Below are 22,431 nucleotides of genomic sequence, written 5' to 3' on the forward strand. Positions count from 1 at the left end.
GAGAAAGGTTAAAGTGGCTAAGGTTGCTTGTCCGGATTTTGCCCCTGCGCGGCGGTGACTTGTTGCTCGGCGGCGTGGAGGTATTCCTCGACGACACGCTCGAGGTTCTCGGCGATCAGCTTGGGGAATTGAGCGTCGCCCGCGCAAAGGCGGGTGAGGGCGGGGAACTGCTCGGCGGTGATGGTGACTTGCAGCGTGCCCTGGTAGCCCCGGTTGGCGTTGGATTGTAGTTCCATGTCCGATAGTTAAAGGCAGACAGTCGGGCTTTGCCAATGGCGGAATGGGAATTTCTTTTCTTAGTCGAATGGTAGCGCAGGCGCGTCTCGCGCCGCACCCCGTGCTGAAGGTAAAATACAGTTGATGCGATGTAGGGCTCGCGCTTGCGCGATGTCGCAATAGGTCGTCGGCGATCATGCTTGAGCGGATGCGGCGTCGCGCAAGCGCGAGCCCTACATTAGAACCGACGCTACTCCAATGGGGTGCGGCGCGAGACGCGCCTGCGCTACCTGTTTGGGCTGGATTTGTCGGCCCCTAATGGGACCGACCTACGCCGACCCTGTACAAAAAATCGGCCGCCCACCTCGAATGAGATGGGCGGCGCTAGTTTCTACCCCAAAACGTCCCTTGCGGGACCTAACAAATGAATATCACTACTCTCATTGAAATGACACTCTTAGTTTAAAAAAGTTCCTCGTAAAAAATAGTTTATGCCAAATTGAAGGTTAATGGCTGATTGTTAGCATCTTAGAATCACGGTGGGTGACAAAGTTCCGTTTTTTTTCGATTATTTGGCCTTTGCATGTGCGAAAATTTCGGTTTGTCTCGCGAGTTCTTATGGGCAAAGCGAAGACAGCCATTACCCCCACGCGGGTCGAAGACTACCCGGAGTGGTATCAGCAAGTGATCAAGGCCGCCGACATGGCGGAAAACTCGCCAGTGCGCGGGTGCATGGTCATCAAGCCATGGGGGTATACCCTCTGGGAAAACATCCAGCGCGTGCTGGACGGCATGTTTAAGGACACCGGCCACGTCAACGCCTACTTCCCGCTGTTCATCCCTAAGAGCTTCCTCGAGCGCGAGGCCAAGCACGTCGACGGCTTCGCCAAGGAATGCGCCGTGGTCACCCATTCGCGCCTGGTCGATGACGGGCAGGGTGGGCTCAAGCCCGACGGCGAGCTGGAAGAACCGCTCATCGTTCGGCCGACATCGGAAACGATCATCGGTGCGAGCTATGCGAAGTGGGTCCAGAGCTACCGCGATTTGCCCATCATGATTAACCAGTGGGCTAACGTCGTTCGCTGGGAGATGCGCACGCGACTCTTTCTGCGCACGGCGGAGTTCCTCTGGCAGGAAGGGCACACCGCGCACGCGACCAGCGAGGAGGCGATGATTGAGACGCGCCAGATGCTCGACGTCTACGCGGACTTCGCGGAAAACTGGATGGCCATGCCGGTCATCAAGGGTGAGAAGACCGAGGGCGAACGTTTCCCCGGTGCCGACCACACGTATTCCATCGAGGCCATGATGCAGGACCGCAAGGCGCTGCAGGCCGGCACCAGCCACTTCCTCGGGCAGAACTTCGCCAAGGGTTGCGGCATTCAATTTCTCTCGGAAGAGGGTAAGCAAGAGTTTGCCTGGACGACCTCTTGGGGTGTGTCGACGCGTCTCGTGGGCGGCCTGATCATGACGCATTCCGACGACGACGGCCTCGTGCTTCCGCCGAAGCTTGCGCCAAAGCAGGTTATCATCTTGCCCGTGCTCCACAAGGCCGAGGACCCCAACGCGATCCTCGAATACTGCGACGGCATCAAGAAGGAGCTGGAAGGCCAACTCTTTGCCGGACGCGCGATCCAGGTGGAGATCGACAAGCGCGACCTACGCGGCGGCGACAAGCGCTGGGAGTGGGTCAAGAAGGGTGCCCCGATCATCCTCGAGGTCGGCCCGCGCGACATGGCCAATGGCAGCGTGTTTGCCTTCCGCCGCGATACCGGCGAGAAGGCTGGTGTCAACCGCGACGAATTCTGCGCGACTGCCGTTAACCGCCTCAACGAGATTCAGGACAACCTTCTGGCCCGTGCCAAGGCCCATCGCGAGGAGAACACCCGCGAGATCAATTCCAAGGAAGAGTTCATCGAGTTCTTCACGCCGGAAAACAAGGACAAGCCCGAGATCCATGGCGGTTTTGCTATGGCGCACTGGGGCGGCTCGGCGGAGGATGAAGATGCGCTGGCGAAGGAATACAAGGTGACGATTCGCTGTGTGCCCTTGGCCGACGGCGAGCCCGGCGTTTGCCCCTTTACGGGGAATCCGAGCCCGAAGCGCGTGGTCTTTGCGAAGTCTTACTAAGTCCGCGTGAGATGAATTTGGACGAAGATGGCTTTGGCAGTTTTTCGCTGGCATTGCCATCGTCGTTAACGGATGAGCTGTGCGCAGGTGTCTTCGTCGCTGAGCGCGCGGGGTCCCGCTGTCTGCTGCACGTTGGGGCGGTGGCCAATGCAGCCAAGCAAGTGCGTGAAGCTTTGTCTGATGCAGGTTATTTGACGCGAGCCGCTGTCGCAATCCAGGCTATCGCTTTTGATAAAACTCCCGCGACGAACTGGAAAGTACCCTGGCATCAGGATGTGTTGTTTCCTTTCGCTGAAAAGGTGACCGCAGCCGGTTATGACCAAGCCTGCGTCAAAGATGGTGTTGATTTCGCGCGCCCACCCTTGACTGTGTTGGAATCAATGCTGGCGGTGAGGGTTCATCTGGATGATTGCGGCGCTGACAACGGGGCACTGCGGGTTGCGCCCGGAAGCCACCGCCTAGGCATTTTGAAAGGTGCGGAAATTGCGAGCAGTGTATCGGTTTGCGGTGAGCGGGTGTGTTCCGCTAAAGCCGGTGTCGCACTGCTGATGAAGCCGCTGCTGCTCCATGCGTCTTCCCCCGCTACCAGCCCGCGCCATCGCAGGGTGTTGCACCTGGTCTATTATGATGGACCGCCCGTGGCGGAGCGTTGGCATCGAGTCGTGTAGCGCAATTGGGCTAACTCAACTTGTAATTAAGAGTGCTTATTGAGGCTGTTAACGGGCGTATTTCTTTATTGACTAAGTCAGTTGAATCATTTGCATGTGGGCATGTACTCAAATACCCCCTCTTACTTCACCCCTAAGTCATTCATTCTTGGCGGCGCGATTGTTGCCTTTTTGCTGTCGAGCTCTGCCAATGCGGTTTTGGTGCACGAATACAGCGCATCATTGGACTTTCCGGGCAACGGATCTTGGACCGACGAAGTCGGCTCGGTCAATTTGACATTTACCGGTGGCACGACCAGCCCGGTCGATGTTAGTGGTAACAGCAGCTACTTTAGCGCGGCCTACGCCTTCGGTGGCTCGATTACCGGTGGCAGTGCCGGCACCAACTGGAACGCCGTTGCGGGTAGTTCTTCGAGCTACGAGATGTGGATTCGCCCGAATGCCATACCGATTGGCACGCGGCAAACGCTGCTTGAGATTGGCAATCCGTTCTTTGGAATGTCATTTTCGCTGGATACCGATGGCTCCATACTTGCTTTGTTGAAGCAGGGCGGCACGAATTCGCTGCCGACCATTGTGCTGAATACCTCGGATGTGAGTAGCTTACTGACTAGTGGCGAGTTTGTGCAGGTCGTTTTGACCGTTGATAAAAATGATCCCGGCTCCGGCATTCAAACGACTGGTACACTCTATGTGAATGGTGGGCAGCAGGCATCGCTTACCTTTGATGGTGATATTGACTTAGTCTCATCGAATCCTGGCGGCATCGCGCGCTTTTCTTACGACCAAATGGGGGGTGCGCAGCGTGACGCTGGCAACCCGTATTCGCAGAATACTTTTTCCAACTACGAGGGCGAGATATCGCTCTTGCGCTTGTATGACAATGCGATGTCTGCAGGTGAAGTTCAGGCGGTTTACGACTCCATCGCGATTCCCGAGCCGCAAACTTATTGGATCGTTGGGTGCATCGGTGCGTTGCTGATTGTGCGCGGAATGGTTCGCCGCAAGCGTAGCTAGCTTGCCGAAATTTTTTAGTAAAAAGCTCCCCACAATATAAGTGGGGAGCTTTTTGGTTCTTCTGCGTCGGATGACTGGCTAAAAAGCTTATGCGTCCGGATCGTAGACGTGGATGGTGAGGGTGTTGCCGGTGGAACGGAACAGGCCTGTGGCGAGGTTGCCATCGTCGAATTTTGAGTCGATCGAACCAGCGATGTCTGCGTTCAGGGTGCCGGAGGCGGTGAAAGTGATGTTGGCATTGCTACCCGAGCCAGCATAGGTATAGCTGCCCTCGATCGGAGGGTTCGTGCCCCAGGCTTCCGGCATCCAGGTGAGGAGGTCGGCATCCATGGCGGCCGGCAGAGAGCCTTCTTCCATGTCATAAAGATACAAGGCGTCACGGAATGACTGCAGGTTCTCGCCGAGTGTCGTGCCTTGGCTACTCTGGCGAACCTTCTGGAATGCAGGGATGGCGATCGCAGCTAGAGTGCCGATGATGACCACCACGATCATGATTTCTACCAAGGTAAAACCGGCGTTTTGCCCGGTGTATTGGTTCTTGGGGGATGGCTGATTGTTCATAGCGATTTACTTGTTCTGTTAGTTTTTTATAATATACCGTCCTTGTGGACATGGTCATCTCAGCTATGAACGTTCGTGCTGTAAAGTAAAATGATACAAATAATATTCTTTAGTTTAATAATGGATTATTGATATCACGGAAAATGGCGAATGAAGCACTTGTTATCAAGCTGTAGAGGGCGCTCCATGCCTTGCTGTAGGTAGGCGTGTCCCTTTTGGGTGGCTTCGATCAGTGTTTTACCCTGAGCCAGATAGGCGGCGATGGCCGCCGAGAGCGTGCAGCCACTTCCGTGGGTGTCGACGCCAGGAATGCGATTGCTGGCGATCTCCACCGACTCGCCATCAGGAAGTTGCAGGATGTCGATCAACTGATTGCCCTCAAGATGCCCCCCTTTGAGCAAGATTGCCGCGCCGAACTGTTGATTGAGTTGGCGGGCGGCGTCGCGCATTTGAGATGGGTTTTCGGGACGCCAGCCCAAGAGAACGGCGGCTTCATCGAGATTGGGGGTAATCAGAGTTGCGCGTGGAAGGAGTTCTTTTTTGAGGACTTCGATAGCACTTTCTTTAAGGAGGCGTGCACCGCTGGTTGAAACCATGACGGGATCGACGACGGTGGGAATCTTTCTCTCCGCAATCAATTGCGCGGATACTTCGATCAATGGTTCGGAAAAAAGCATGCCCGTTTTGGCAGCCGAAATGTTGAAGTAGCTGGCGAGCTGGTTCAACTGTGCGCGCAGGAAATCTGCGGGGAGCTCGTGGATGGCGGAGACGCCGTCAGGATTCTGCGCGGTCAACGCGGCAAATGCAGTGACGCCATAGACCTGGCAGGCGGTGAAAGTCTTCAGATCGGCTTGGATACCGGCACCTGAGCCGCTGTCGCTGGTGGCGATGGTAAGTGCAACTGACTGTGTCATGATCAAAAAATTGATTAAATTTTATTTTTTGGGGCGCAAAGAGGTAATTCAGGGTGATAGTCAGGAATCCTTCGAGCTAAAACGGAAATACCGCAAATTTGCGGCCAAGGTTGGCTTAAGTTGTTTAATATATTAACCGATCGGTAATAGCACATTCTTGAAAAAAGCTTGTCATTACGCATCAACTCTTTGTTCTTCATTCTTTCAGCTCTTTAATAGAGCGCCCAAACCCAAGTTTTTCACCCCAGTTTTCTATTAATCGTGCGGAGATTTTTACATCGATCTGCTCAACTCGTTATTGTTTGTCTTAGCATTTGCCTCGGCTCTCAAGCCATGGGGCAGGATGCGGCGAACATGACGTTGTCCAACCTGCTGCAAGCGGCGGATAATCTGGTCAGCCGTCAGCAATTCATAGAGGCCAGGCCCTACTTAGAGGAGCTGGTTAACCGCTTCCAGGGCAGTGAGCAAAAGGATAACCTCGAAGGTGTCTATTTCTACCTGGGCATCAGCTACTTGGTCGAATACTCGTCGGACAACAGTAAGGATGCGTTGACCAAGGCGATTGAGTGGCTCCAGCGCATGCAGAAGGAGTTTCCCAACGGTGAGAACGCGGTCAAAGGCTACCTTTACGAGGCCGACGCATACCGGGGGCTTCAGGATTTCCTCAAGGCCGCTGAAATCTACGAGAAGCTGCTACGCCAGCCCCTCGAAGGTCGCATGAATTACGAGCAACGCATGGAGGTGCTCGAAAAGCTGTCGGAATGCCTTTACATCAAGCGTGAGTGGAAGCGTGGTCTGCCTTACTTCGAGATGTTCCTCAAGGAAACGCGTGATCCGAATGACCAAGCCTCAGCTGCTGCCGCTTTGCTGGAGGGTAACATTAAAGAGAAGCATTACGACGTCGCATTGGAGTATTTGCGTTTCCTCGTTGGCGAATCGCCCGCGCGTTACAATCTGCAGTTAAACGTCGCCCTGATTGACGCTGGTGACCAACTGGCCAAGGAAAAGCGCTACACTGAGGCAATGCTCATGTATCGCATGGTGCTGACGGTTGATCAGATCAAGGCTTGGCAGAATGCCCGTTTGGAAGACTTGGAAGCGCAGCTCAGCCGTCTCCGAATGATGGTCAAGGACAAGAATAATGACCGTGCCATTGAGCTCGAAACGAACATCTTCAATGCCAAAGCCCAGATCGAGGCCTTGGATAAACTGAAGCCCTATACGGTCGATCTCAAAGTGCGCATTGCCCGCAACTACCTGCTGACGAACCGTGACTGGGAGTCCTTCTACGCTTACCGCAACCTGATCAAAGATTACCCGGATAATCCAAATCTTGAGCAGTATATTTACGCGGCGTTTACCGGCGCGACCAAGATCAACAAGCCGGACGCAGTGGTTGAACTCGGCGAAGACTACCTTGGGAACCCGAAATACACGGAATATCGCGATGATGTCATTGTAAAGCTGCTGGAATACTACAAGCGCAACAATGACTACCTGGACTTCTTTGACCTTTCTAAGGCATTCGTTGCCGAAAGCCCGGATAAGGACTACGCCAAGTCCGTCATCTTCTTGATGGGGGATACCTACACCCGTCTGGAACAATATGACGAGATGAAGCGCCAGTTCATGGAGTGGGATAAGCAATACCCCACATCCACGATCACGCCTGGTCTCAAATACTGGATTGGCCTCGCGCTCATTCTGGAAAACAACTACGGCGACGCTTTCGAGTATTACAACGACATCCTCCTCGACTACCCCAGCAGCACCTATGCGGAAGACTCTCTCTACCGCCGTGGCATTTGCTCCATGGGCATTGAGGAGTTCGATGCCGCCCGTCGGGACTTCAGCCAATACATCCGCGAATACCCGAACACTTCGCAGCGCGGCGAAGTCGAGTTCTTCCTCGGTGAAATCGATTCAGCCACGGGTAACATCAAATCTGCGCTGACGCACTACGGCAACGTTGAGAAGTATACCGACAATATTCAGTTTATTCAAAACTCTTACTTCCGTATGGCCGCGCTCTTGGAGGCCAATGGCGAATACCAGCAAATGGCGGAAGTGCTGCGTCAGTTCATTGAGAAGTATGCAGACCAAGGTGAGCTCACTGCCGCCATTTATCAGCTCGGTCGCGCTTACGAGTTGAATCAGCAGCCGCACCTGATGCTCAAGGAATACATCGGTGCCATCAGTGAGTTCGGTGACGATCCCTACACTTACGGCCTGGACGAAATTCTCCGCGTTTATCCGCAGAATTACTACAAAAACCAGGAGCTGATCGAGCAGAACCTCAATCTCTTGCGCAAGCTGAATGAGGATGCTGCTTACCGCAATCATATCGCCGAAGACCGTCAGGCTATTTTCGTGTTCCTTGGTGAGAATCCGCTGGTTCTTGAGCCAATCAAGCGCTCACTTTACGATCAGGAGTTCCGCGAACGCTTGGTGCAAACCCAGGAGGACATCCAGCCTTGGTTGGCCCAGTTTGAAAACCTCAAGCAGGAATTCCCCCAGGAAACACCGGAGCAGACTTTCTCACGCCTCTACAAGCAGGCGCGTGAAGACAAAGAAGAAACCTTGGCGCTGCGCCTGCAATACTCCCTCGACAAGCTTGGGGTAAAGGTCGACCCAGGCCGCGTCTTCACCGAGGATGATTATTACTACGCCAGCCCGGTTACTTTGATCTGGGTGGGGCAGCAGATTCAAAAATACGACGCAAGCTCTGCTCGCACGGCTTTCGAGATGGTCATTGAGGACCACGCAAATTCCGATCAGGTTTTCAATGCGTTGCTTGCCTTGGGTGACCTTGAAATGGAGGCCGGCAATTTTGAGCAGGCCAAGGCATTCTACGAGAAGGCGGAGGCTGACTTCCCACGCCAAAAAGGCCTGAAGTTTGCCGCAATGAAGCAGGGCGATATCGCCCGTAAGCTTGGCGACCACTCCAGCGCCCGTGAAAAGTATCGCCAAATCAGCACCAACCGCGAATGGCGTGGCCCCATTCACGCTGAAGCCCTTTACAAAACCGGCGAGAGCTACGAAGAGGAAGGTGACCAAAAGCATGCTCTGGCTGCCTATCAGCGAGTTTATATCGGCTATCCGGCCTACAAAGACTGGGCCGCCAAAGCCTACTTGAAAGCAGGTCGTATCCTCGTGCAACTCGGTGAGAAGGACAAAGCGCGCGCAGCCTATGATGAGTTCCTCAGCAACGCTGACTATCGCAGCACCGACGAATACACCACCATCCAGCAAGAACGGAAGGCCCTCTAAATGAAGCGTATACTTTCAGTTGCCTGTCTCCTTTTCCTCGGTGCCGCCGCTGCGCAGGCCCAAGATTATTTCCGTCAATATGGCAATGAGCCGATGCAGGTCATCAACCAGACGACCGATCCCAGCAGCACAGAAGTGCTGACGTTGGTTGGTCTGGACCGGGGTGATCTTATCTTGCGCATTCCCAATCGTAAGGGCGAAGTCGGGATTCCGCTCAAAAGCGAGAATCTCAAATTGAAGATTCAATACCCGGACGACGTCGCCCTGGGGCTCCGTAACATTGAAAGTGGCGAGTATGAAGAAGCGATCCCTCGTCTGCGCCCATCGGTATACGCAGTGATCAAGTATTTCGATATCCCGGCGGAAAGCATGAATGTCCACGAGATCATTAACCAATATCTCATCGCGTTGAACAACGCGCCCGGACATGACGAAGAGATCAGCGGGCTGATTCGTCGCATTCCCTTGGACACGGCACCGCCGATCTTCTCAGTGCGGGCACTTGAATTCGTTACCCGCCTAGTGGAGCTCGGTAAGCAAGACGAAGCTCTCAATCTCCTCAATCGTATCCCGATGGAGGCTGACAACGAAGCCATGCTGGATCTGGTAATGGACTTTGCAGGGCAGCTACGCGAAGAGGGCAATCTGGATGAAGCCCAATTTCTTTATGACCGACTCCAGCAGTCCAAAGGCACCGAGCAGGCACAGATTGCGGTTTTGTGGAGCGCCTATTGTAACGTGGCTCTGGGCCGTGCCCAGTTGGCAGGAATCTTTGTGGATAAGGCCGGTAACTTGAAGCCGGATGACCGTGCCTACTCATTGGCTCAGTTGGTCAAGGCCCGGATCATGCTGGATTCGCTTAATTATACAGCTGCCATGGAAGAAGCCGCTCAAGGTGTCGTTGGCGTTGACGTCGGCTACTCATGGGCCCCGGAACTTATCTTTGTGGCAGGGCTTTGTTACGAGAATTTGGATTACCCAGACACCGCCCGTGAGGTTTACAACGAGATCATCCTCTTTTGGCCGGAAAACAAATGGGCACAGGAATCACAGAAGGGGTTGATCCGTCTGCCGCCGCCGAGCCCGAAGGAAGAAGCGCCCAGCGGCGCATAATTAACTTTTAGCAGCCCCCCAGAAATCTTAAAACTCTGAATTAAAACCAACATCGCAATGCAAAGTATCCGTAAACTCCTCATCTTCCTCACCCTGGGCTTCGCCCTCGTGGCGGGTGTCACCACCGCACAGGCTCAGGACGCCGATGCCGCGGAAGAAGCCGCCGCAGAAACCGCACCCGCGCCGGAAAGCCAAAACGTCTTGGATATGTTCAAGGCTGGTGGCTGGGCGATGTATCCGCTTGGCTTGCTGTCGGTTAGCGCATTCGGTCTTATCATTTACAACTTCCTGGTGATCCGTGAAAAGACCTTCCTTCGTCCGGACCTCGTCGAGGAGATCAAGCCGGTTATGGGCAACCTCCAGTTCGACAAGGCACGCCAAATTTGCGATGAAAACCCGTCGGTTGTGACGAACATCATCTACTCCGGTCTTGACCGTGTGGACCCGGAAAATTTCGACCCGGAAATCATCAAGGAAGCCATGGAAGAATCTTCCACTGAGGAGCTCGCCGCACCATTTGTGATGATCAACTACCTGTCGCTGATTGCCACGCTGTCGCCGATGGTGGGTCTGCTCGGAACGGTTTCCGGTATGGTTAAGGCCTTCCGTGGCATTGCTGCTGCCGGTATGGGCAACCCGCAAGGTTTGGCGGACAACATTTCTGAGGCTCTGATCACCACAGCTTCGGGTCTGATCGTCGCCATCCCGGCCATGTTCTTCTTCTTCTTCTTTAAGAACAAATACGGTAAGATTGCCTCCAGCGTTTCCAAGCTTGTGGGCGACGTATTCTTCGAAATGATCCGTGGCCTGCGCCGTCACTCTTCCTAATCCAATTACCAGGATAAGCTTGTGAAAACGCACGCCCCACAGATGGAGGATCAGGACTTCGACATCACGCCGATGATTGACGTGGTGTTCCTGCTCATCGTCTTCTTCATGGTGGTCGCCGCGGAAATTACGGAAAAGATCGAAGTAGAGCTGCCCGAGGCCGACAAGGCTGTTGTTCCGGAAGAGATTGGCCCACGCATGGAAGTCTCTGTTCAAGAGAGCGGAGACATCTTCGTAGGCATGGTGCCGGTTGATTTAAAGCAACTGGGCAACCGAGTCCGCACCGGTAACAACGAGATCGCCGGCTTCAAGGTCTTCGTCCGCGCCGACGAACGCACGCCGCATAAATACGTAAATGACGTCATGAAAACCTGCGCTGAAAACGGGGTGCTCGACGTTATTTTCGCAACCTTTGAGCAGAAATAATGGCCAAGAAAATCCCATTCCTGGACACAAAGGACACGGTCGACCTCACGCCGATGATTGACGTGGTCTTCCTGCTGCTGGCGTTCTTCATGGTCACCACCGACCTTACGCAGGAGGCCGATCTGGGCATCACACTGCCCGCGATCGCTGAACCGGATCCGAATGCGACGCCGCCGGATGAGCACATTGTGGAAATCGCCCCCAGTGGTGAAGTCAGCCTCAATGGCACACCGATGGACAATCCTGTGAGTATCGAAATGCCGCAGTTGGTTTCGACATTGTCCCGCCTCAAGGGCGCGGCTGACCAAGTGGGCCAACGCACTGCAGTCACCATCGTTGCCGACCCGGATTCGCTCCACCAGCGCTCGATCGCCGTCCTTAACGCCTGCGCCGCCGCCAAGGTGAAATTCGTGATGTTCTCCCAGGAGTAGCACCTTACGAACGAAATCTTTTACGAAAAGCACCCTTCGGGGTGCTTTTTTTGTTTTATACTGCCTTTGGGCAAAACCTTGCGTAATGACTAATTCGATGCTTTCATGGTTGTAATGAATGCGGCTGAGGTAATTGAGCATTTCAAACATTTGCCACGAGAGGAGCAGGCGAAAGTCGTGGATTTCATCCGCCAGCAGGATGGCGGAGAGATTGCATTTGCATCGGACAACCAGGTGCAGGCCATCAGTGAGAAAGTTTTCAGCCAGCATCCGGAGCTTTTCCGTAAGCTTTCTCAGTAATGCCGGTTTTTCTTACAACCGAGCAAGTAGAGCGGTTGCATCGTCGATCTTTAGATCTGTATGGAGGCCAGGATGGCCTGCGCGATCGTCCTTTATTTGAAGGTTCGGTTGCCCAGGCGCAGCAGGTCTTTGTCTATGAGGAAGCAGATGTGTTCGGAATTGCCGCGGCATATTGCTTTCATCTTGCTCAGGCTCAGGCGTTTGTTGATGGCAATAAACGGACTGCAGTTGCGGCAGGTTTGACGTTTCTTAATCTGAATGGAATTGAAACCGATCGAGATATTTCGGATCGACTTTATGATGCAATGATCGCCATTGCGAATCGGCAATTATCGCGCCAGGAATTGGCTGATTTACTGAGAGAATTACTGGGCTAAGGCTCACCCTCGCCGTGCATTTGAAAAAAGAAACTGTTGGGCGAGGCCGGCATACTCGCCGAAATGGATGCGGCCAAAGTGGGCGACTTGCTCAATTTTCCAGCCATCGAGACCGTAGTGTTCAGCCATGATGCGGTTGATCCACGTATCGACGGGAAATGCCTCCAGGCGACCCGCACCAAAGAGCAACGCGCAGTCGGCGATTTTTGCACCCACACCAGGCAGTTGCATCAGGCGCTCCTTGGCCTCCGGGTAGGGCAAGGCTTCCACGACCTCGAGCCAGCCGGGCTGTCCGGCCAGAAAGTGGCTGGCCGCATGGATGTGCCGGGCACGATAACCCAGGCCTGCTGAGCGGAGCTCAGTCTCGCTCACATGATGGAGCGTCGCCCAGTCGGGCAGGGCGTGTATGCCGGGGACGATTTCCCGCCCGAAACGTTCTGCAAGCGTGGCGCAGATCAGCTTGATGCTCGGAATCTGCTTCATTGAGCTGCACAGAAAGCAAAGCACGGTTTCGCCGAATGGCTGGCGCAAAATTCTCAGGCCCGGCCAGCGCTTCATCGCACTGGCCAATGCCGGGTCGCTGCGATGCGGCAAGGCGTCCCAGATCGGTGCGTATGTCGCATCCGCGCCGAGGTATTTCGGAATCTGCTGGCCGACACGCTCGGCAATTCTCTCGGGGGCTCGCCATTGAACGAGATCATCGACAACCATCAGCTCTACCAGGCAATTTGCCCACACTCCGCGCCATACGCCCTCGACTAAATTCCAACGAAAGGCCTGCCCACCGTCTATGAGTTCACCTAAAACCTCAGGCGTGCAGGTCACCGCCGGTTGAACGGGCTGCCACTCGGTCCAGCGGTTCACCTTATTCGGCGGCTTGGGCAACGTCTGCTTGTGACTCGGCCGGCGGCTTGCTCCAGAGGAAGCTTTCCTTAGTGGCGACGACATTGCCTTGCGGATCAATCAAGGCTATGCGCCAGGCGACTGGGGCTTCCTTTTCCGCAGGTTGGTCATCGCCGATAAAGCCTAACCACACCTCGCGATGGGACTTGCGATTGTTGGGCAGGGGGAACTTCACCGTGACCGGGTCGCGCTTATCCGGGCGAATCATATCGACCTCAAACGAACACCCATCGGGCAGGGAATCGGCAAATTCTGTGATGCGCACGATGAAATACAGACCCTCGCGCTCGCCTTCCTGCGAACGCAGCACGATCTTGCGGCCGAAGCGTTCTTCGCCGTCGAAATACTCGCCAATACGCTTAAAAACATGCTCCGGCTTGTAGTACCAGACCACGCTGTCGATCTCGACTTCGGGCATTTCCTGCGCCGAAAGCAAGGGGGCGCAAAGCATGGTGAGGGCGATGAACAGTCTCCGCATAGTTCGTCATGCTGCCGTTCTACGGGTCCTTAGCAATGTTATTTCGTCGTTGCGCCGGAGGGGGCGGGTGCCTTTATTTCGGGGATGCTTTTGATGCCTCGTTCGCTCATTATTGGCGGATTCATTCTCAGCGCCGCCGGATCGGCTTGGGCGCAAAACACCCAAAGCAGCACTCATGCGGCGTTGCGGGAATGGGTGCGCACGGAAAAGTCGATCAGTGACGAAGCCGCCGATTGGCAGGCGGAGCAGGCAGTGCTTGAGGATATGATTACGGTGCTGGAAATGGAGTCTGCGCAAATGGCCGAGCAGATGGCCGCTGTCGAAGCAACCATCGCCGACTCAACGGCTAAGACCGAGGCATTGGCCCGGCGTGAGCAGGCGCTGCGCAACGACCTGAAGGAGCTGTCGCAGGTAATGACGACTTGGGAAACTCAAGCGCAGGCCATGGTCGCGAGTTGGCCCGACCCACTGAAGATTCAGTTCAAAAACTACCCAACTTTGCAGCGCAAAGTAACCAATGACTCGGCTTGGCTTGGGCGTGCGCAACGCTGGATCGAACTGTTTCGCGAGGCGGATCAGTTTAATCGGGAAGTCACTGTTTTCGTGAATACCGCAGAGCTGGATGGCGGCGAAAGTTGGCAGGTGAGTGAAATATACTATGGCTTGGCCGGTGGGTTCTGGACATCTGCGGACGGCTCGCAAGGAGGTCTCTTAACGCCCTCGGCCGACGGTTGGAAGCGCACCCATGACTCGGTTTCGGCCGACATGGCGGAAGAGATGATCGCCATCGCCTATTCTCGTCGGCCGTCTGTGCACGTGGAAGCACCGGTAACCGTTGATTAGCCGCTATGCGATATTTTCTGTTATTCCTACTGGCGTTGTTGGCACCGATATATTTGGGGGCGGACGAGATTGCGGATGCCGCTCAGGCAGATCTTAAGTCGGCCATCGAACGCCTGCGCAAACAGCGCGCGGATATCGCGGTGGAGAAAGCGGCATTGCTCAAGCAATACAACGCGCTCGAAGCCAAGGTGCGTGAGCAGCGGCGTAATTATGAGATGCTGAAACTAACTGCCGGGCAGCAGGGGGCGGACTACGAGCAACGCCGCACTGAGTTGGTGGAGCTGGAGCAGCAATTTGCCTCGCTGCAAACGGCGCTGGAAGACTACCGCATTTACCTTCAGACGAACCTGCATCCCGCTGACGCCAAGGCCTTCATGGAAGAGCTCGGCAGTGAACCGATTGATGATGACCAGGCAGCAAAGCAGGCCCCGGCCTACCTTAACTTTGGATTACAAAGTTTGCAGGAGGCAAGCGGTGGCCGTGTATTACAAGGGGAGGCCGCCGGACCCAACGGACAAATTTCCGCCGGTCAATTTTTGCTGTGGGGGCCGATGAGCTATTTTAGCAACGGATCGGTCGCCGGGTTTTCCATGCATGAAGAGGGGCTGACGCCGCAAGTTGCCGCATTCAATAACCCAGCCCACATCACTTCACTTAGCAAAGCCATGGCCGGCGAGCCGACGAGCCTACCGCTAGATGCTAGTAATGGCCGCGCCTTACTCTTGGTGCAGGAGTCGGAAGATATCGCCGACCACTTGGCCTCGGGAGGCGTTTGGGTGTGGCCCATTTTGACCCTGGCGGGATTGGCGCTGCTCGTTATGTTTTATAAAATCGGCGAAATCGGTATCGTTCGCCTGCCTGGAGACGCTGAGTTTGAAAATGTGCTGAGTGATCTGGCCGCGAACAAACTCGATGAAGCCAAGGAGCAGATCAACAAGATGAGGGACCCCGCGAAATCCTTGCTTAGCTCGGCGCTGGATCGCTTGGGGCAGCCACGTGAAGTCTTGGAAGACGTGTTGCTTGAGCATGTCATCCGCTGGCAAATGCGCTGGGAGCGCGGGCTGGCGATGCTCGCGGTAACTGCAGCGGTGTCACCGTTGTTGGGGCTGTTGGGCACGGTGACAGGGATGATTTCGACTTTTCGAATGATTGGCGTTTACGGCAGTGGTGAGGCGCGGCCCATGGCTGGCGGCATTTCCGAGGCGCTGGTTACGACTGAGCTTGGTTTGCTCGTCGCGATTCCTGCGCTAATCGCCCACGCGATTTTATCACGCCGCGCGCAGAGCCTGACCTCTGACCTCGAGGGTGTGGCGACGCGTTTCATTGATGCCCTGCCGGGTGAGCCGAAAAAGGAAAGCGCTGATGGCTGATCTGTCGCAGTGGTTTTTGCAGGAAGTATGGCCGGTATGGGAAAAGGGCGGCTGGCTAATGCCGTTTCTGGCGCTGCTCGCGCTGGTCATTTATTATACCGCGTTCGAGCTTTGGCGCGATGCGAGCCGCTGGCCTTTGGCGCGTTTGCTGAAGCTGTCGGAAAATGATTTAACCGCTGACAAGCTACCTCCCGAGCTGAGCCGGCCGTTGTCCGCGCCAACACCTGCTGATAGCGCGCGAGGTTTTGACTCGTTGCGTCGCCATATTTTGCAGCGCCTGGATCGCCGGATGGCCTTTCTGGCGATTCTCACCAGCGCCGCGCCATTGGCCGGTTTGCTGGGTACGGTGACGGGACTGCTGGCGACGTTTCGCCAACTGGCATTATCCAGCGGCGGTATCGCTGAGGGTGCGGCATCGGGACTTTACGAGGCGCTAATCAGCACCCAAACGGGGCTCATCATCGCGATCCCTGCCTACATGGCGTTATACGCGCTCCGTCGTCGTCGGGATGAATGGGCGGCGGCAATCACGCACGTCGAAAGCATTGGCCTGCGCCCGATGCGAAAGGAGGCCGCATGAGTCTGCGTGCACGCCGACAGTCGCGCATTAAGCCGCCGACACTGACGGATATCAACCTGTCGCCCTTGATCGACATGGTTTTTATCCTGTTGATCTTCTTCGTGGTCACGACGGTCTTTGTGAAGGAGACCGGTGTGAAAGTGGACCGCCCAACGGCGAATGCCGCGAGCGAAGTGGACCCGGAAAACATCCTGATCGCGATTGATGAACACGGGCAGATATTTCACGATGAGCGTCCGGTCTCACTGAGTGAAGTGGGCATGATCGTGCGCCGGTATAGCCAGCGTGCGCCACGCCCGGTCGTGCTGATCGCCGACAAAACCGTGACAACTGATGTGCTTGTAAACGTGATTGATGAAGCGACCATTGCCGGTGCGCCATCAGTCAGTATCGCCGCCAGGCAGGAGGGGCCTTGATGAGCCAAGCCATCGACTTGATTACTTTGCGTCGCAAAGTATTCTCCTTTTTTGGGGCGGTGCTGACCACGGGGGCTTTGTTTACCCTGGTGGTGCCGCTTAGCCATTGGCTGGCTGAAGAACCGGAGTCACCCGAGCCCGCCCAGGTGCGAACCGTTAACCTGCCGCCGCCCGAGCCGCCACCCCCCGAGCCGCCGACCGTAGCGATGCAAAACGCGGCTGAGGCCGTGGCCGCTGCTCCGCGTCCACTGGGCGCACCAATCGAGCTTGAAGGGTTGCCAACGAATTCGCCAGCGATCAGAGGTGTGGTGACTGGCCTGGCCGACGTTGAGAATTTTCCTGTTGAAATGTCCGGCCTCAATGAGATGCCTATCTTTGAGGTCGTTGACCTCGACCGCACGCCACAGCTTCTGCAAAGTCCGCCCAATACCAAACCTTATGAATTACAGCGCGCGAATGTGTCCGGTCGGGTAGTGCTGAGCGTGCTGATCAGTCCCAAGGGCCACGTGAGCGTCATCGAAGTGAAAGATGCTGATGACCAGCGTTTGGTAAAATACGCGAAGCGTTTCGCGGAAAAATGCGTCTTTGAGCCGCCCATGCACAACAATCAGCCGGTTACGGCCAGTTATCTATTTCCACTTCATTTCTAATGCGTTTTACGATTTTCATCTTCGTGCTGTTGGCGCAGGCAGCGAGTGCGCAATTGCAAATTTCCTGGTCAGACCCGCTGATGCAGGCGCGCTTTCTGGGCAGCTATGGCTTCGACGGCCCGCGTGAGCCCAGCGTGACCTCGGCCGAGCAGGAGGTGCTTAAATCCATTTTGCCATTGATCGAATCGGGCCAACTCACGGAGGCTGCCCGCCGTTTACGCGATGCCATGACGCCGGACTCCAGCGCCGCGTTTGATTACACGCTGGGCAATCTTTACCTGCAAACGGGCAACTTCGCTGCCGCCGAAAATGCTTACCGCGAGGCCCTGCGTAAACAGCCGGGCTTCGTGCGGGCGTGGCGAAATTTGGGGCTCATGTTGGCCCAAGATGGGCAAACGCGTGAGGCCATCCCGGCGCTGAGCGCGGCGATCGAGCGCGGCGATCATTCCGCCGAGTGCATCGGTGCGTTGGCGTTTTGTCATTTCCAAGAGGGCGACTACGCCACGGCTTTGCCGGGCTATGAGCGGGCCGCGTTTCTCTCTGCGCAAAGCGCGAACTGGCAACTGGGGCGGGCGCAATGCCTGATTGAGCTCGATCGTGCGAAAGAGGCCTTGCTGGTTGCTGAGCAATATTTGCGCGATCACCCGAAGCACCCCGAGGCGCGCCGGATTGCGGTCAACGCCAGTATTGCGCTCGAAGATTGGGAGAACACGGCTGTGCATCTGGAGATGCTGCGTTTGCACGAGCTGGCCAATGCACAGGCGCTCCTTCAACTGGGGCGCGCTTACCTGGCGCTTGGTTTGCCGCATCGTGCGACTCAGGCATTTTTAGCTTCGCTGAATCAGCAACAAAAGCCAACGCTTACGCAGATGCTGTCGGCTGCCGAGTTGCTCGCGCAGCAGGGCGCAGTTAAAGAATCTGAGTCGTTGCTGGCGGTGGTTTATCAGCAGTATGGCGAGGGGCTTTCAGGCGAAGGTATGAATCAACTGCTCCGTTTGCAAGGGCGGCTAAAGCTGCTCAACGGCGAGCCTGCAGCAGCCGAGCGTCTGCTTTCCGAGGCGGCGGCTCGTGACCCGTTGAGCGGGCAAACGATGCTGCTGCTTGGCGATGCCCAACTGCAACTGGGGCATTTTGCTGAGGCGCAAGTGACACTCGAGCGCGCAGTGAAAATTGACGAAGTCGCCGCTGATGCCTGGCTGGAACTGGCGCGGGTTCACGTAAAGCAATCGCAGTGGCGCGCTGCCGCCGATGCATTGCGCCGAGCGCAGTCTTTGCGCCCCGAAGAGCGTGTTGCCCGCTACCTGCAGGATGTCCAGCGCCTGGCGGGGCAAGAGTGAGACTTATCGCGCGCGACTGATCTCGACTGCGACTTCGCGAAAATCGCCCATAATCGGGGCGTTCGGTTTGCGCGCAGTGACGTCGATTGCCTGAACCAATGGATAGCTGGTCAACACCTCTTGCGCTATACGTTCGGCAACGCGTTCGATAAGGTCGTAGCGTTCGTCTTCCACAATGCCGCGCACGGTGGCGAAGACTTCGGCGTAGTTGACAGTGTCCTCGAGCGCGTCGCTTTGGCCGGCTGGGCGTAAGTCAAGATGCAGCGTGAGGTCGACGCGAAAGGTTTGGCCGTCGCGCTGTTCGTGGTCCAGGCAGCCGTGGTAGCCATGAAAGGCCATGTCGCGCAGGTGTATTCTATCCATGGCGGTAAATGGCATCAGCCATGCGGACGGCGCGCTGGTTGGCTTGCAGGTCGTGAACGCGGATGATGTCCGCGCCTTGTTGCACGCCAGCCACGCTGGTCGCAAGCGTGCCTTCCAGGCGTTGATCCACGTCGAGGTCGAGCGTTTTGCCGATCACGGATTTGCGCGAGGCTCCGAGGAGTAGTGGGAAGCCGAGTGAACGAAGTTCGCCGAGTCGGCGCATCAGCTCGAGGTTTTGGGCAACGCTTTTACCAAAGCCGATACCGGGATCGAGCACGATGAGGGCGGCATCGACGCCGGCCCCGGTCGCGATATTCACGGACTGTTCGAGGAAGCGCTTTACCTCGCTAACGATGTCGCCGGTGTATTCCGCGCCGCGTCCGTTGTGCATGAGAACAGCACCGGCGCCAAACTCCGCCACGGTTTCGGCCATGGCTGGATCGTGTTGGAACCCCCAGATATCGTTGACCACATGGGCACCCGCTTCCAGCGCTTTGCGGGCGACGGCTGCCTTGTAGGTATCGACCGAAATGGGGACTTCCAGTGTCTCCGTTAGCGCCGATAGCACGGGCAGCAGACGCGCGATTTCCTCTTTTGCCGGGATAGTGTCCGCACCCGGTCGGGTGGATTCTGCCCCGACATCGATCATGTCTGCGCCTTCACGGACCATCGCTTGCGCCTGGGCCAAGGCGTCGATTGGCGAGAGATACTGCCCGCCGTCGGAAAAGGAATCGGGCGTCACGTTGAGAATGCCCATCAGGTAGGTGCGCGCACCCCACACGGGTGGAGCCCAGCGGCGGGTGCTTAGATCAGGCGTGCCCATGTTCGTTGTCGTGCCAGTGCATTAGGGTCCACGCGGAAATGGCATGCACCGCGCCGGCCATGACGACGCCGAGCGCCGCGGCCAGTAGGCAAAGTGCGGTGGCACCGGCGTAGTTTTGCGCGACATAATATTCACCCAACAAGCGGCCGAGGCCGGGCTTGCTCGCCAGCAGGCCTTGCAGGTAATCCGTGGTGATCGCGGCCATTGGCGCGTAAATCGCCGCACGTTTAAATGCAGTCATCAGTTGGGGCAAGGCGTGCGGCAGGCGCAGCATGGTGATCTCCTGCCAGTAACTGGCGCGGTAGGTCTTAAATAGATCCAGTAACGACTTGTCCGTGGCGAGCAGGGCAGGGGTCGCGACCGACACGACGGGGAAAAAGCACGCAATAGTGGTCACGATCAGTAACACGAGAAAGCTTGGCAGCGGGCTTATGATTACCAAGGGGGCCAGCGCGAAAACCGGGGCCATGCGGCCAATCGTCATCCACGGAGCTAAGGCGAGGCGCAGGCCCTGATAGGTCATGAGCGCGATCGCGGTGAGCACCCCGAAAGTAACGGCGAGCAGGAAACCAAGCACCATCGCTGCGGTGTCAACCCCCAGCGCGGCGAACAACGCGCCACGGTCGGCCCACAACGCGTTAAAGGTGGCCAGCGGGCCGGGAAAGGAGTTCAGCTCGGTGTCGATCAGCGCGAGCAGTGTCCATACGATGAGTGCCAGGGCGGCGACGATAATGGGCAAAATAAATTTTAAGCTCATGCCTTTTTGGCGTCCTCCTGCACGCGGTTGAGGGCATTGCGCACCTGATTCACGGATTCTTGAAAAGCGTCGGTTTCACGCCAGGCCAGTTTACGCGGGTAAAGTTCGGGGACGTCGATAACCTCCGCAATGCGTCCGGGGTTGGCGGCGAGCACGACTACGCGGTTTGCCAGGAAGACTGCCTCTGCCGTTGAGTGGGTGACCAGGCACGCGGAAAAGTGGTGCTTTTGCCGAACCTTCATGAGGTCGACCGAGAGTTTGTTGCGGGTGATGGCGTCGACCGCGGCAAAGGGCTCATCGAGCAAAAGGCAGCGCGGCTGGGTGACGAGTCCTCGGGCCAGGGCGGTGCGTATTTTCATACCCGCGCTCAACTGTAGCGGAAAGCGTTCGGAAACGTGGTTGATTTCCCACACCTTGAGGACGTCCTTGACGCGTTCTTGAACCAAATCCGGGCTGACGCCCTTGAGCCGGAGTGGCAGGCCGACGTTGCTCCCCACGGATCGCCAGGGCAGCAGCGCTGGTTCCTGGAAGATAAAAGACGCCCGGTGTGGGTCTTTTTCGCCCCCGGCAAACGAAATTTTGCCAGCGGTGAGCGGAGTTAGCCCCGCTATCAGTCGGAGAATCGTGGATTTCCCGCAGCCGCGAGGGCCGATAAAGGCAATGAAATCCTCATTGTCGATATCGATGGAGAAATTTTCCAGGACTGCATTCCCGTTGGCATAGCGTTTGCTAACGTTTTCAATCCGCAGTTGTGGCTCAGTCGTCATTCGCGAACAGGATGCATAAAGTTCTGATTAGCAGTCGGCAAGGCGTAACGAGCGAAACCTAGCATGTGTCGTTCCTTATGCAACGCTTAGGTGAAGATTAAAAAATCACTTGAGTTAACGTAATAAATGGCTTCTCTGCATCATCCTTTTATGAAAACCGCAATAAATACATCCACCACTCCAGCCGCTCACTCCGGCGCTCTTAAGCGCTGCGCCAGTGTTCTTTGGCAGGTATCACGTCGTTTGGGCGTGCTGTGCTGGGCGATCGGCGTTGCGGTAATTAACCTCGGTGAGCACTAGGTAGCATTGCCGATCAGGCTTTAATCAGGCTTGGAGGAAAGATAAATTTTCGCCGTTGACGCAGCGCGTTAATGGATTTTTATCAGAATCTTTCACGAACAATGATCACGCGACTCACAGTTTCATCCTGCTTAGAGGGATCCCATCAGGATTTTATCCAGAATCCGCAATGGGTCGGCTATAGCCTGATGGGACGGGGCCAGCGTGTGCTGCAATCAACATTACGACTACGCAATAAGCGATAGAAGCAATAAAACACACACTTTCGACTGGCCCGGATAGCACCCAATGCTCCCGGGTTTTTTTGTGCGCTACTGACGGCGCTGACTTGCAAAAACTGCAATTTGGCCGCCCAGGCGGAGCTTTGTTTAGTGATTTAAAATAATATAAAATAAAAAATTTTAATATTTTTATTTGACAGATGATTTTCGCTCAGATTTTATTCCGAGCATTCCAGCCAACTACGTCATGCAATATTTTAACCACATACCATCCTGTTTCGAGCGATTCGGAGACTCCGGCGATTTAATCGCCAGCGAGCCGAAGTCAGCTTGGGCAGGTATTCGCCAATCGGCGAGGGGTGGTGCTTCACC

The 22,431-nt window shown here is 55.9% G+C and carries 26 protein-coding genes; 17 read left to right on the plus strand and 9 right to left on the minus strand.

The features are described 5' to 3' along the window. Window positions 1-17: 17 nt before the first annotated feature. A complete protein-coding gene (locus tag O3S85_RS17155) occupies window positions 18-236 on the minus strand; it encodes a hypothetical protein (protein ID WP_269542036.1) in 219 nt (72 codons plus the stop codon). 598 nt (window positions 237-834) lie between these two features. Here O3S85_RS17155 and proS point away from each other — a divergent pair. The 3 genes from proS to O3S85_RS17170 all read left to right on the plus strand — a co-directional run bounded on the left by proS (window position 835) and on the right by O3S85_RS17170 (window position 4,031). Then, window positions 835-2,346, plus strand: a complete 1,512-nt coding sequence (gene proS / locus O3S85_RS17160; RefSeq protein ID WP_269542037.1) for a proline--tRNA ligase — start codon at window positions 835-837, stop codon at window positions 2,344-2,346. 11 nt (window positions 2,347-2,357) lie between these two features. Further along, the gene (locus O3S85_RS17165) at window positions 2,358-3,014 is read left to right on the plus strand and encodes a phytanoyl-CoA dioxygenase family protein (RefSeq protein WP_269542038.1); all 657 of its coding nucleotides are present in this window, start codon (window positions 2,358-2,360) and stop codon (window positions 3,012-3,014) included. 102 nt (window positions 3,015-3,116) lie between these two features. Further along, window positions 3,117-4,031, plus strand: a complete 915-nt coding sequence (locus O3S85_RS17170; protein ID WP_269542040.1) for a LamG-like jellyroll fold domain-containing protein — start codon at window positions 3,117-3,119, stop codon at window positions 4,029-4,031. Between the two features lie 87 nt (window positions 4,032-4,118). On the opposite strand, the gene O3S85_RS17175 is transcribed toward O3S85_RS17170, so the two are convergent. Continuing rightward, window positions 4,119-4,592, minus strand: a complete 474-nt coding sequence (locus O3S85_RS17175) for a prepilin-type N-terminal cleavage/methylation domain-containing protein (RefSeq protein ID WP_269542041.1) — start codon at window positions 4,590-4,592, stop codon at window positions 4,119-4,121. Between the two features lie 134 nt (window positions 4,593-4,726). Further along, window positions 4,727-5,506, minus strand: a complete 780-nt coding sequence (thiD, locus tag O3S85_RS17180; RefSeq protein ID WP_269542042.1) for a bifunctional hydroxymethylpyrimidine kinase/phosphomethylpyrimidine kinase — start codon at window positions 5,504-5,506, stop codon at window positions 4,727-4,729. 333 nt (window positions 5,507-5,839) lie between these two features. Between thiD and O3S85_RS17185 the strand changes: the two genes are divergently transcribed. The 7 genes from O3S85_RS17185 (at window position 5,840) to O3S85_RS17215 (ending at window position 12,251) form a co-directional block, all read left to right on the plus strand. After that, window positions 5,840-8,776 (plus strand): tetratricopeptide repeat protein, encoded by a 2,937-nt coding sequence (locus O3S85_RS17185; RefSeq protein ID WP_269542043.1) that lies wholly within the window; start codon window positions 5,840-5,842, stop codon window positions 8,774-8,776. Continuing rightward, window positions 8,777-9,889 carry a tetratricopeptide repeat protein gene (locus O3S85_RS17190; protein ID WP_269542045.1) on the plus strand — a complete coding sequence of 371 codons (1,113 nt, stop codon included), beginning with the start codon at window positions 8,777-8,779 and terminating at the stop codon, window positions 9,887-9,889. Between the two features lie 57 nt (window positions 9,890-9,946). Then, on the plus strand, window positions 9,947-10,717 hold the full coding sequence (locus tag O3S85_RS17195) for a MotA/TolQ/ExbB proton channel family protein (protein ID WP_269542047.1): 771 nt from the start codon (window positions 9,947-9,949) through the stop codon (window positions 10,715-10,717). Between the two features lie 21 nt (window positions 10,718-10,738). Next, entirely contained in the window at window positions 10,739-11,143 is a 405-nt protein-coding gene (locus O3S85_RS17200; RefSeq protein WP_269542049.1) for an ExbD/TolR family protein, read from the plus strand. Continuing rightward, window positions 11,143-11,574 carry an ExbD/TolR family protein gene (locus tag O3S85_RS17205; RefSeq protein ID WP_269542051.1) on the plus strand — a complete coding sequence of 144 codons (432 nt, stop codon included), beginning with the start codon at window positions 11,143-11,145 and terminating at the stop codon, window positions 11,572-11,574. Before O3S85_RS17200 ends, O3S85_RS17205 begins: the two co-directional genes overlap by 1 nt. Window positions 11,575-11,688: 114 nt before the next feature. After that, on the plus strand, window positions 11,689-11,874 hold the full coding sequence (locus O3S85_RS17210) for a hypothetical protein (RefSeq protein WP_269542052.1): 186 nt from the start codon (window positions 11,689-11,691) through the stop codon (window positions 11,872-11,874). Then, complete coding sequence (locus O3S85_RS17215) at window positions 11,874-12,251, plus strand: type II toxin-antitoxin system death-on-curing family toxin (RefSeq protein WP_269542053.1); 378 nt, start codon at window positions 11,874-11,876, stop codon at window positions 12,249-12,251. The genes O3S85_RS17210 and O3S85_RS17215 overlap by 1 nt, the downstream gene beginning before the upstream one ends. A gap of 3 nt (window positions 12,252-12,254) precedes the next feature. Here the strand turns inward: O3S85_RS17215 and O3S85_RS17220 are convergent, their stop codons facing one another. After that, window positions 12,255-13,136, minus strand: a complete 882-nt coding sequence (locus O3S85_RS17220; protein ID WP_269542056.1) for a DNA-3-methyladenine glycosylase family protein — start codon at window positions 13,134-13,136, stop codon at window positions 12,255-12,257. After that, window positions 13,117-13,605, minus strand: coding sequence for a hypothetical protein (locus O3S85_RS17225; protein WP_269542058.1), 489 nt, complete (start codon window positions 13,603-13,605; stop codon window positions 13,117-13,119). The genes O3S85_RS17220 and O3S85_RS17225 overlap by 20 nt, the downstream gene beginning before the upstream one ends. A gap of 120 nt (window positions 13,606-13,725) precedes the next feature. On the opposite strand from O3S85_RS17225, the gene O3S85_RS17230 reads away from it, so the two are divergent. From O3S85_RS17230 to O3S85_RS17255, 6 genes are read left to right on the plus strand one after another with little or no spacing between them, the layout of a single operon-like run. Continuing rightward, the gene (locus O3S85_RS17230) at window positions 13,726-14,475 is read left to right on the plus strand and encodes a DUF3450 family protein (RefSeq protein ID WP_269542061.1); all 750 of its coding nucleotides are present in this window, start codon (window positions 13,726-13,728) and stop codon (window positions 14,473-14,475) included. Window positions 14,476-14,480: 5 nt separating this feature from the next. Beyond that, window positions 14,481-15,845, plus strand: a complete 1,365-nt coding sequence (locus O3S85_RS17235) for a MotA/TolQ/ExbB proton channel family protein (RefSeq protein ID WP_269542063.1) — start codon at window positions 14,481-14,483, stop codon at window positions 15,843-15,845. Beyond that, window positions 15,838-16,425: a MotA/TolQ/ExbB proton channel family protein gene (locus O3S85_RS17240; protein ID WP_269542066.1), complete on the plus strand. Its 588-nt coding sequence runs from the start codon at window positions 15,838-15,840 to the stop codon at window positions 16,423-16,425. The genes O3S85_RS17235 and O3S85_RS17240 overlap by 8 nt, the downstream gene beginning before the upstream one ends. Next, window positions 16,422-16,841: an ExbD/TolR family protein gene (locus tag O3S85_RS17245; protein ID WP_269542067.1), complete on the plus strand. Its 420-nt coding sequence runs from the start codon at window positions 16,422-16,424 to the stop codon at window positions 16,839-16,841. Before O3S85_RS17240 ends, O3S85_RS17245 begins: the two co-directional genes overlap by 4 nt. Then, entirely contained in the window at window positions 16,841-17,491 is a 651-nt protein-coding gene (locus O3S85_RS17250) for an energy transducer TonB (protein ID WP_269542068.1), read from the plus strand. The genes O3S85_RS17245 and O3S85_RS17250 overlap by 1 nt, the downstream gene beginning before the upstream one ends. Continuing rightward, the gene (locus O3S85_RS17255; protein ID WP_269542071.1) at window positions 17,491-18,828 is read left to right on the plus strand and encodes a tetratricopeptide repeat protein; all 1,338 of its coding nucleotides are present in this window, start codon (window positions 17,491-17,493) and stop codon (window positions 18,826-18,828) included. Before O3S85_RS17250 ends, O3S85_RS17255 begins: the two co-directional genes overlap by 1 nt. A 3-nt stretch (window positions 18,829-18,831) precedes the next feature. On the opposite strand, the gene folB is transcribed toward O3S85_RS17255, so the two are convergent. Genes folB through O3S85_RS17275 form a run of 4 tightly spaced genes read right to left on the minus strand, consistent with a single transcriptional unit; the run spans window position 18,832 to window position 21,538 of the window. Beyond that, the gene (gene folB / locus O3S85_RS17260) at window positions 18,832-19,191 is read right to left on the minus strand and encodes a dihydroneopterin aldolase (RefSeq protein WP_269542073.1); all 360 of its coding nucleotides are present in this window, start codon (window positions 19,189-19,191) and stop codon (window positions 18,832-18,834) included. Then, window positions 19,184-20,014, minus strand: a complete 831-nt coding sequence (folP, locus tag O3S85_RS17265; RefSeq protein ID WP_269542074.1) for a dihydropteroate synthase — start codon at window positions 20,012-20,014, stop codon at window positions 19,184-19,186. Before folP ends, folB begins: the two co-directional genes overlap by 8 nt. Then, a complete protein-coding gene (locus O3S85_RS17270; RefSeq protein WP_269542075.1) occupies window positions 20,001-20,771 on the minus strand; it encodes an ABC transporter permease in 771 nt (256 codons plus the stop codon). Before O3S85_RS17270 ends, folP begins: the two co-directional genes overlap by 14 nt. Continuing rightward, the gene (locus O3S85_RS17275; RefSeq protein ID WP_269542076.1) at window positions 20,768-21,538 is read right to left on the minus strand and encodes an ABC transporter ATP-binding protein; all 771 of its coding nucleotides are present in this window, start codon (window positions 21,536-21,538) and stop codon (window positions 20,768-20,770) included. Before O3S85_RS17275 ends, O3S85_RS17270 begins: the two co-directional genes overlap by 4 nt. Window positions 21,539-21,688: 150 nt before the next feature. Between O3S85_RS17275 and O3S85_RS17280 the strand changes: the two genes are divergently transcribed. Beyond that, window positions 21,689-21,838, plus strand: a complete 150-nt coding sequence (locus O3S85_RS17280; RefSeq protein WP_269542077.1) for a hypothetical protein — start codon at window positions 21,689-21,691, stop codon at window positions 21,836-21,838. The last annotated feature ends 593 nt before the right edge of the window (window positions 21,839-22,431 follow it).

The organism is Cerasicoccus sp. TK19100, from assembly GCF_027257155.1.
GTDB lineage: Bacteria > Verrucomicrobiota > Verrucomicrobiia > Opitutales > Cerasicoccaceae > Cerasicoccus > Cerasicoccus fimbriatus.

Bases quoted from the DNA above. Each gene is read 5' to 3' on its own strand.
- O3S85_RS17270 (WP_269542075.1), bottom strand. From the start codon at position 20,771: ATGAGCTTAAAATTTATTTTGCCCATTATCGTCGCCGCCCTGGCACTC.
- O3S85_RS17190 (WP_269542045.1), top strand. From the start codon at position 8,777: ATGAAGCGTATACTTTCAGTTGCCTGTCTCCTTTTCCTCGGTGCCGCC.
- proS (WP_269542037.1), top strand. From the start codon at position 835: ATGGGCAAAGCGAAGACAGCCATTACCCCCACGCGGGTCGAAGACTAC.
- O3S85_RS17225 (WP_269542058.1), bottom strand. From the start codon at position 13,605: ATGCTTTGCGCCCCCTTGCTTTCGGCGCAGGAAATGCCCGAAGTCGAG.
- O3S85_RS17175 (WP_269542041.1), bottom strand. From the start codon at position 4,592: ATGAACAATCAGCCATCCCCCAAGAACCAATACACCGGGCAAAACGCC.
- folB (WP_269542073.1), bottom strand. From the start codon at position 19,191: ATGGATAGAATACACCTGCGCGACATGGCCTTTCATGGCTACCACGGC.
- O3S85_RS17235 (WP_269542063.1), top strand. From the start codon at position 14,481: ATGCGATATTTTCTGTTATTCCTACTGGCGTTGTTGGCACCGATATAT.
- O3S85_RS17195 (WP_269542047.1), top strand. From the start codon at position 9,947: ATGCAAAGTATCCGTAAACTCCTCATCTTCCTCACCCTGGGCTTCGCC.
- O3S85_RS17255 (WP_269542071.1), top strand. From the start codon at position 17,491: ATGCGTTTTACGATTTTCATCTTCGTGCTGTTGGCGCAGGCAGCGAGT.
- O3S85_RS17250 (WP_269542068.1), top strand. From the start codon at position 16,841: ATGAGCCAAGCCATCGACTTGATTACTTTGCGTCGCAAAGTATTCTCC.
- O3S85_RS17245 (WP_269542067.1), top strand. From the start codon at position 16,422: ATGAGTCTGCGTGCACGCCGACAGTCGCGCATTAAGCCGCCGACACTG.
- O3S85_RS17215 (WP_269542053.1), top strand. From the start codon at position 11,874: ATGCCGGTTTTTCTTACAACCGAGCAAGTAGAGCGGTTGCATCGTCGA.
- O3S85_RS17280 (WP_269542077.1), top strand. From the start codon at position 21,689: ATGAAAACCGCAATAAATACATCCACCACTCCAGCCGCTCACTCCGGC.
- O3S85_RS17170 (WP_269542040.1), top strand. From the start codon at position 3,117: ATGTACTCAAATACCCCCTCTTACTTCACCCCTAAGTCATTCATTCTT.
- O3S85_RS17240 (WP_269542066.1), top strand. From the start codon at position 15,838: ATGGCTGATCTGTCGCAGTGGTTTTTGCAGGAAGTATGGCCGGTATGG.
- O3S85_RS17275 (WP_269542076.1), bottom strand. From the start codon at position 21,538: ATGACGACTGAGCCACAACTGCGGATTGAAAACGTTAGCAAACGCTAT.
- O3S85_RS17165 (WP_269542038.1), top strand. From the start codon at position 2,358: ATGAATTTGGACGAAGATGGCTTTGGCAGTTTTTCGCTGGCATTGCCA.
- O3S85_RS17230 (WP_269542061.1), top strand. From the start codon at position 13,726: ATGCCTCGTTCGCTCATTATTGGCGGATTCATTCTCAGCGCCGCCGGA.
- O3S85_RS17210 (WP_269542052.1), top strand. From the start codon at position 11,689: ATGAATGCGGCTGAGGTAATTGAGCATTTCAAACATTTGCCACGAGAG.
- O3S85_RS17155 (WP_269542036.1), bottom strand. From the start codon at position 236: ATGGAACTACAATCCAACGCCAACCGGGGCTACCAGGGCACGCTGCAA.
- O3S85_RS17185 (WP_269542043.1), top strand. From the start codon at position 5,840: ATGGGGCAGGATGCGGCGAACATGACGTTGTCCAACCTGCTGCAAGCG.
- O3S85_RS17205 (WP_269542051.1), top strand. From the start codon at position 11,143: ATGGCCAAGAAAATCCCATTCCTGGACACAAAGGACACGGTCGACCTC.
- folP (WP_269542074.1), bottom strand. From the start codon at position 20,014: ATGGGCACGCCTGATCTAAGCACCCGCCGCTGGGCTCCACCCGTGTGG.
- thiD (WP_269542042.1), bottom strand. From the start codon at position 5,506: ATGACACAGTCAGTTGCACTTACCATCGCCACCAGCGACAGCGGCTCA.